This window comes from Desulfurellaceae bacterium (assembly GCA_021296095.1).
Classification (GTDB): Bacteria; Desulfobacterota; Binatia; order Bin18; family Bin18; genus JAAXHF01.
This window is the reverse complement of record JAGWBB010000095.1, coordinates 1-1915: the sequence shown is the minus strand read 5'-3', so window position 1 is coordinate 1915 and position 1915 is coordinate 1. Positions and strand designations below refer to the sequence as shown.

The window sequence follows — 1915 nt, the reverse complement described above, 5'->3', positions numbered from 1 at the left end:
AGCCTCGCCACCTCCTCGGCACTCAACTCAATATCGACCGCCTCAAAGACTTCCTGCAAATGGTGGACCTTGGTTGCCCCGATGATTGGCGAGGTCACTCCCGGTGCCTGCAACACCCAGGCACAGGCCAACTGGGTCGGGCTCACGCCCCGTTCGTGGGCCAGCTTCTCAACGGTCGCGGCAACCACAAAATCGTTCTCACGAAAATAATTCCTGTGGGCAAAGGCGTCTGTCTGGGCGCGTTTGGTCACCGACCCACCCCCCTCGGGGTCCCGATTTCCGGCAAAAAACCCGCGCGCCAGCGGACTCCACGGAATCAGTCCAACGCCTTGGTCAAGACACAACGGGATCATTTCCCGCTCTTCTTCGCGGTAGATCAGGTTGTAGTGATTCTGCATGGCGACAAAGCGCTGCCAGCCGTTTTCTTTGGCCAGGTACAGAGCCTTGGAAAACTGCCAGGCGGCCATGCTGCTGGCCCCCAGGTAGCGTACCTTGCCGCTCTGGACCAGCGAATCGAGCGCCTCCAGGGTTTCCTCAATCGGCGTGTTAAAGTCCCAGCGGTGGATCTGGTACAGGTCGATGTAGTCCATGTTGAGCCGCCGCAGGGAATGCTCGCACGCCTCAACAATGTGTTTGCGGCTCAAGCCGCCGCTGTTTTCTCCGGCCCGCATCTTGCCCCACACCTTGGTCGCCACCACGATATCGTCACGCGCGGCCATCTCATTCAGCCAGTGCCCGGTGATCTCCTCGCTCAGACCGACCGAGTACACGTCGGCCGTATCAAAAAAATTCACCCCAGCCTCGAGCGCCAGCGCAAAATGCTCGCGCGCCTCGTCCCTGCCCAGAGCCCAATCACGGGGCATCGCCCAGTCGGGCTGCGGCCCACCCCCATAGCTCATGCACCCGAGACAGATGCGCGACACCGTCAGGCCCGTTTCACCAAGTCGTGCGTACTGCATAGTCTCTCCCTGTGTCTCGACCTATTCTTGGACGACCCCGGCCAGACCGGCCTGCATGCGCTGGTGGCCCCAGATGCTGCCCGCGGTGTGCAGCTGGACCTGCCAGGTCGCGTCATCAATCTCGCGGGCTCCCCAGCCGTACTCGACGGCAAAGCCCGACGGCGTCTGCATATAGAAGGAGGTCATGTGATCGTTGGTATGCCGGCCCAGGCTCATCGTGATCGGGACGGCGCTGTCCTGGCACAGGTAGTAGGTCGAGCCGACATCGTCCAGAGACTGCACCTGTAGCATGAAATGGTTCAGGCGCCTGGCGATTTTCGGCGCCTCAATAAACGCAATCGTGTGGTGGCGGGGGTTGCAGTGGAAAAATGTAGCCTGAAAGCTGACGCCCGGCGCCGGGGTGATGTGGACATAATCGCTGATCCGCATGCCCAGCACGTCCCGATAGAAATGAATGCTCTGCTCGGCGTTATCGACCAGAATCACAAAATGTCCGAGCCCCAGCTCGCCGGTCCGAAAACCGGAGATGGGCCGGGGCGACTGAAACGGCTTCTCGAAGCTCATCAGCGGGCCGTAGAAAACTTCTGAGGGAATACCGTTCGGATCCTGGAAGCGGATCAGACCCGCCACCCGTCGGGCGGCTTTCTCCTCCGCCGTGCCCGGGCTGACCTCAAAACCGGCCGCCACCAACTGTTCGGCCAAGGCATGACAGGCGTGCTCGTCGGCCACCTCCCAGCCAAAATAGGCCACATCATCCCTGCCGTCGGGATGAACGGTGAAGCGATGGTGGTACTCATCCATACGCAGAAACAGGGAACCGTCCTCGTCCCGTCCGTTCGGCTGGAGGCCGAGGATATCGGCGGCAAAACGTTCCCATTCGTCGACGTCTTTCACACTCAGTCCGAGATAGCCCAATTGTGTCACGCGTTCCATGTGTGTCCCCTTTCTGCTGGCTG

The 1915-nt window shown here is 60.8% G+C and carries 2 protein-coding genes; both read right to left on the bottom strand.

Annotated features, from left to right (window positions below; translation table 11 throughout):
* Positions 1-959: aldo/keto reductase (locus tag J4F42_18390; protein ID MCE2487488.1), on the bottom strand; the 959-nt coding region annotated here is incomplete at its 3' end.
* A gap of 21 nt (positions 960-980) precedes the next feature.
* Entirely contained in the window at positions 981-1892 is a 912-nt protein-coding gene (locus J4F42_18385) for a VOC family protein (GenBank protein ID MCE2487487.1), read from the bottom strand.
* Positions 1893-1915 lie beyond the last annotated feature (23 nt).

Excerpts from the sequence above, each read along its gene's own strand:
- J4F42_18385 (MCE2487487.1), bottom strand. The coding sequence starts at position 1,892 with ATGGAACGCGTGACACAATTGGGCTATCTCGGACTGAGTGTGAAAGAC.